The 4788-nt window shown below is 63.8% G+C and carries 5 protein-coding genes; all 5 read left to right on the plus strand.

What is annotated here, in order from left to right; genetic code table 11:
• Positions 1–1441 (plus strand): DUF1329 domain-containing protein (locus VF515_06810; protein ID HEX7407347.1); only part of this gene is annotated, 1441 nt, incomplete at its 5' end.
• Positions 1438–2298, plus strand: coding sequence for a 2-oxoacid:acceptor oxidoreductase family protein (locus VF515_06815; protein HEX7407348.1), 861 nt, complete (start codon positions 1438–1440; stop codon positions 2296–2298). The genes VF515_06810 and VF515_06815, both read left to right, overlap by 4 nt.
• Entirely contained in the window at positions 2295–3530 is a 1236-nt protein-coding gene (locus tag VF515_06820; GenBank protein HEX7407349.1) for a pyruvate synthase, read from the plus strand. The genes VF515_06815 and VF515_06820 overlap by 4 nt, the downstream gene beginning before the upstream one ends.
• 1 nt (position 3531) lies before the next feature.
• On the plus strand, positions 3532–4509 hold the full coding sequence (locus tag VF515_06825) for a thiamine pyrophosphate-dependent enzyme (protein HEX7407350.1): 978 nt from the start codon (positions 3532–3534) through the stop codon (positions 4507–4509).
• A gap of 99 nt (positions 4510–4608) precedes the next feature.
• On the plus strand, positions 4609–4788 hold a 180-nt coding region (locus VF515_06830), incomplete at its 3' end, for a hypothetical protein (GenBank protein ID HEX7407351.1).

Genomic DNA, 4788 nt, shown 5'->3' on the forward strand with positions numbered 1-4788 from the left:
CGCCGCTGCTGCGGCCGTGGCTGACGTACAGCCTGGCGACGTCATCACCAAGGCAAATGTCGAGAAGGCGCGCGACCTGATCGGTCCCGGAGTCACGTGGTGCGTGGAGCACGGCATGGTCATGAACATCGTGCCCACCAAGAAAGTGGAGTGGCCGCGCGCCTACCGGGAGGCAACGGAAGCCCCCGGCGGCCAAGTGCGCTTGTCCGTCGACGGCAACACGCTCGATAACTACGTGGCCGGGATGCCGTTCCCGAACATTGACGTCAACGATCCCGACGCGGCGATTAAAATCATGTGGAACTACCAGTACAAGCCGCTCATCACCGATGACGTGCTCATGCGGGATTTCCAGGTCCCCAGCGGACCGATCACCTATACAGCCCCGATGGTTCCAGACCGCGAGTTCATGGTCGGCGACCTGCGGCGGTTGTACTATAATGGCCGTCTGTTCGTTGACCCAAAGCCGGAGATGCCCAACCCGGATCAAGTACGTTACAAAGAGATCCTGAGCCCGACCGTCTCTCCGTTTGACATGAAGGGGGTGGGGCAGCTCGGCATCCGCTACCTGAGCGCGGCGCGGCAAGACGACACCTGGTTGTACGTTCCCGCCATCCGCCGAATCCGCCGCATGTCAACGGCGCAACGCAGCGACTCCCTGTTCGGACAGGACACCGACCAGGACTCTTACTGGGGCTTCAGCGGTCACATCGCCTGGAGCAACTGGAAGCTTCTGGGCGTGAAGGACGTTCTCGGTGTCGTTCACCGGGAGCATTATCCCGTGCAGCGTTGCCCCGGCGGCGCGGACTTCACCTACTGTGACAACTGGGAGAAGCGGCGTGCGTACGTCATCGAGGGGACTTCGAAGCTGCCGCAGTACGCCTACGGTAAGCGCGTGCTCTACGTCGATGCCGAGGCTTGGATCGTCATGGCCTCAGATATATACGACCGCCGCGGCGAGCTGTGGAAGGTGTGGCTGGAGTTCTTCTCATTCCACAAGCAAGGGTTGCCGGCCTCCAAGGTGGTGTACGAGGATGAAATGGGTTTCAGCTCCGCGGTCATTCGACATCCAGAGCCAGCACGCCACAGTCATCATGATCCCGGGCCCTGCCTCGCCGGACCCGGATACCTGGTACTTCAATCGCGGACCGCAGTCGCCTTCACCGTATGCTCCCGGAAATGTCGAGGAAGTCTTCACGGTGCCGCATTTGATCTCGGCGGGACACTAAGCGGCAGAGAGCAACGCAACCCGCGTCAGGGCGTTTTGCAGTACCGGGAATCCGACCCCGACTGGTTGGCAAAACTAAGACCAGTAGCCCCGCTCCGAAGCGGTCTGGCGCAAATTCTAAGCCTGGCATGCAGTTGGCAGACTTCTCCCGGGGGGAGGCGGCGGTTATGGTCCGTCATATCCGATTCCACGGTCGCGGGGGTGAAGGCGTGAAGCTGGCGAGTCGTATCGTCAGTCGCGCCCTCTTTCTGGGCGGCCTGAATGTCCAGGACTCGCCGCTGTACGGGGCGGAGCGGCGTGGGGCTCCCGTGGTCGCCTTTACCCGGTTCAGCCAGGGGCCCATCCACGAGCGTGGCTACATCGAGAAGCCCGACATGGCGGTGCTGATGGACCCCTCACTGCTGACCCATCCGGAAGCTGCGGTGCTCGCCGGGCTCGAGGATACCAGCCTGCTGCTCGTCAACAGCACCCATACGGAGCACGATCTGAGGGAGCGTTGCCAAACCCTGGCACGTGTGGTTACGCTCGACATCACATCGATTGCGCTCGATCTGCTCGGACACCAGCTCCTGAGCGCCCCGATGGCGGGCTTTACCGCGAAGGCAGCTGGTCTCGCCCGATGGAGCCAAGTGGCCGAAGCGGTGCAGATGGAACTGGCTGAGGTGGGCCTTACCCAGGATCTGATCCAGCGCAACCTCGGGGCCACTCAGAGGGCCTATGATGCCGCCCCTTGGGTGGGTCTCTCGGAGCCACGGCCAGCACCGGCCACCGGCGTACGCCGGCCATTTGTCATTCCGCGCCTCCCTGCCCGCATAGCCACACCGGTCATCAGCGCCGAGGCCACGAGCCTGCTGCGCACCACCGACGGCTGGCGCGTGTACCGCCCGATCATCGAACGGCGGCTGTGCACGCGCTGCTTCATCTGCTTCGCCCTCTGCCCTGAGGGCGCGATCCAGCTCGATCTTCAGAACTATCCGGTCATCGATTACGCCCACTGCAAGGGATGCCTGGTGTGCCTGACCGAATGCCCGCCTAAAGCGATCAGCCAGCTGCGCGAGGACGCTGCATGACGCGCGAACTCCTCACCGGAAACGCCGCCGCCGCATGGGGGGCACGCCTGGCAGAGGTCGATTACATACCGGTCTACCCGATCACCCCGCAGACCGAGGTCATCGAAGCCCTGGCCCAGTGGGTGGCAGAGGGTACCCTTGCGGCGCGTCTAGTGACGATGGACTCGGAGCACTCAATGCTCACGGCTGCGGGTGCCGCCGCCGCCACCGGGGCACGTGTCTTCACCGCCTCGTCGAGCCAGGGGTTGGTCTACGGCCTCGAGATGCTCTACACCATCGCCGGATGGCGCGTGCCGCTGGTGCTGCTGAACGTGTCGCGTGCGCTCGCCGCACCGATCACGCTCGAACCCGACCACAACGACGTCCTAGCGGCACGTGACAGCGGCTTCCTGCAAATCCACGCGGAGAGCTGCCAGGAGGTGTTGGACTCCGTGCTGATGGCGTATCGGCTGTCCGAGCACGCTGACGTGCTCCTGCCCGTACTGGTGAATCTCGATGGCTTTTATCTCTCCTTCACGCGGGAGCCGGTCGAGCTGCCCTCAGTGGAGGAGGTGCGGGAGTTTCTACCGCCCCACAAAGCGGCACACGGCTTCTCTGCTTCGCACGTCCTGGCGCAAGGGGTCGCGGTACTGGGCGGGACCGGATACAGCTTTTTCAAGTATCAGATGCAACGGGCGGCGGAAGCGGCGCTGACGGCGCATGATGCTATCGCCGGCGAGTTCTGCAGGCGCTTCGGGCGCTGTTACGGCGCCGTCGAAAGCTACCGGCTCGACGATGCCGATTGGGTGATCGTCATGTCGAACTCGTTCAGCACGGTGGGCAAGGAGGAGGTTGCACGGCTACGGGCGCGCGGTGAGAAGGTTGGCTTGCTCCGCCTCCGCCTCATCCGACCCTTTCCGGATCAGGAGATTGAGTGGCTCCTCGGCGACCGGCGCGCCGTCGCCGTCATCGATCAGAACATCTCGATCGGCAAGGGCGGCATCTTGTTCAGTGAAGTGGCCAGCGCCCTCCGCGGCCGCACGCCACCGCCCTTGCTCTCCTTCATCGGCGGACTGGGAGGCCGCCGCTTTCGCAGTGAGGAGTTCGACACCATCATGGCAGCGCTGCACGCAGCCGAGAACGACGGCGGCTCAGTCGAACCGACCCTGTTGTACTCCGAAGCCGAGTACCGCCAGATGATGGAAATGCTGCGCATCGCCCAACAGGGCAGCGCCAGCACACCGGAAAAGTGACATGCCCATTCGCCGTGAGATCTACAAAGGCATCAAGGACATTCCACGGCAGGAGTACCTTGCCGGCGGCACCGGCCTCTGCGCCGGGTGCGGCGGGCTGCTCGCCCTGCGCTTGTTTCATAAAGCGCTCGGCCCTAATGTGGTGTTCGTAAACGCCGCTGGCTGCCTGACTCTACTGGCGGTCTTTCCTTTCACCCCGTTCCACTCGTCCTGGCTCTACACGGCCATGGCTTCGGCACCGGCGGGCGCCCAGGGCGTCCGTGATGCCCTCGACATGTTGATCGCCAAAGGCAGGTTGTCCAAAGACGAGAACCTCAAGGTCGTCGTGGTCACCGGCGACGGAGCCGCTCACGGCATCGGACTGCAGGCCACGCTAGCGGCCATTCACCGGGGTCTCGACTTCTACTACTTCTGCTACGACAACGAAGCCTTCGGCAATACCGGCTTTCAGATGTCCCCGGCGTCGCCGTTCGGCTCACGGACGGCAACGACGCCGGTCACCTCGGCCACGCCCGGAGGTACGGCAACGCACAAGCAGGATCTGTTCAAGCTCTGGGAGGCGCAGCAGCCTGCATTCGTCGCCACGGTGTCGCCTGCGTATCCGCTCGACCTCATGGACAAAGTGGCGCGTGCTGGGCAGCTCACTGGTCCGAAGCTGTTCATCAGTCTGGCCGCGTGCCCACCCGGCTGGGGCGTTGAACCGGCCGAATCGGTCGAGATCGCCAAGCTGGCGGTCGACACCGGGGTGTGGCCGCTGAAGGAAGTGTGCGACGGCAAGGTCGTGCACACCGTCAGGCCCCATCGCTTCCGCCCGGTGGAAGACTACCTGCACGGGCAAACACGTTACCACCATCTCTTCGCGCCAGTGCGGCAGGAAGAGATCTTGCGCCAACTCCAGCATGATGTCGATCGCTACTGGGCGGCAGCGGATGCCGACGCCGGGGAAGTTGACAACCGGCTGGCAACCGTTCGCGCCTGACCTTGGTCCATTCTCCCACTACGAATTTCACCAACATCATTGGACAGGCGGCGCTCCTCCTGCCAGACTCCTCGCATCGCGACCCCCAGACGCAGGCTGATGGCAGACAGACACATGCGGCTCGATAGTGTGCGCATACAGGTCTCCGATCTCGGTCAGGCCGTAGGCCAATACGAGTTGCTGCTCGGGGTGCGAGCGTATCTGCTCGATGACGGCACGCGGCGGTTCCAGCTCGGACGCGGCGCGGTGGAGTTGGCGGAAGGAGCGCCGGGGCTGCAG

The organism is Candidatus Binatia bacterium (genome assembly GCA_036382395.1).
In the GTDB taxonomy this organism is placed as follows: domain Bacteria; phylum Desulfobacterota; class Binatia; order HRBIN30; family HRBIN30; genus JAGDMS01.

Bases quoted from the DNA above. Each gene is read 5' to 3' on its own strand.
- VF515_06820 (HEX7407349.1), top strand. From the start codon at position 2,295: ATGACGCGCGAACTCCTCACCGGAAACGCCGCCGCCGCATGGGGGGCA.
- VF515_06825 (HEX7407350.1), top strand. From the start codon at position 3,532: ATGCCCATTCGCCGTGAGATCTACAAAGGCATCAAGGACATTCCACGG.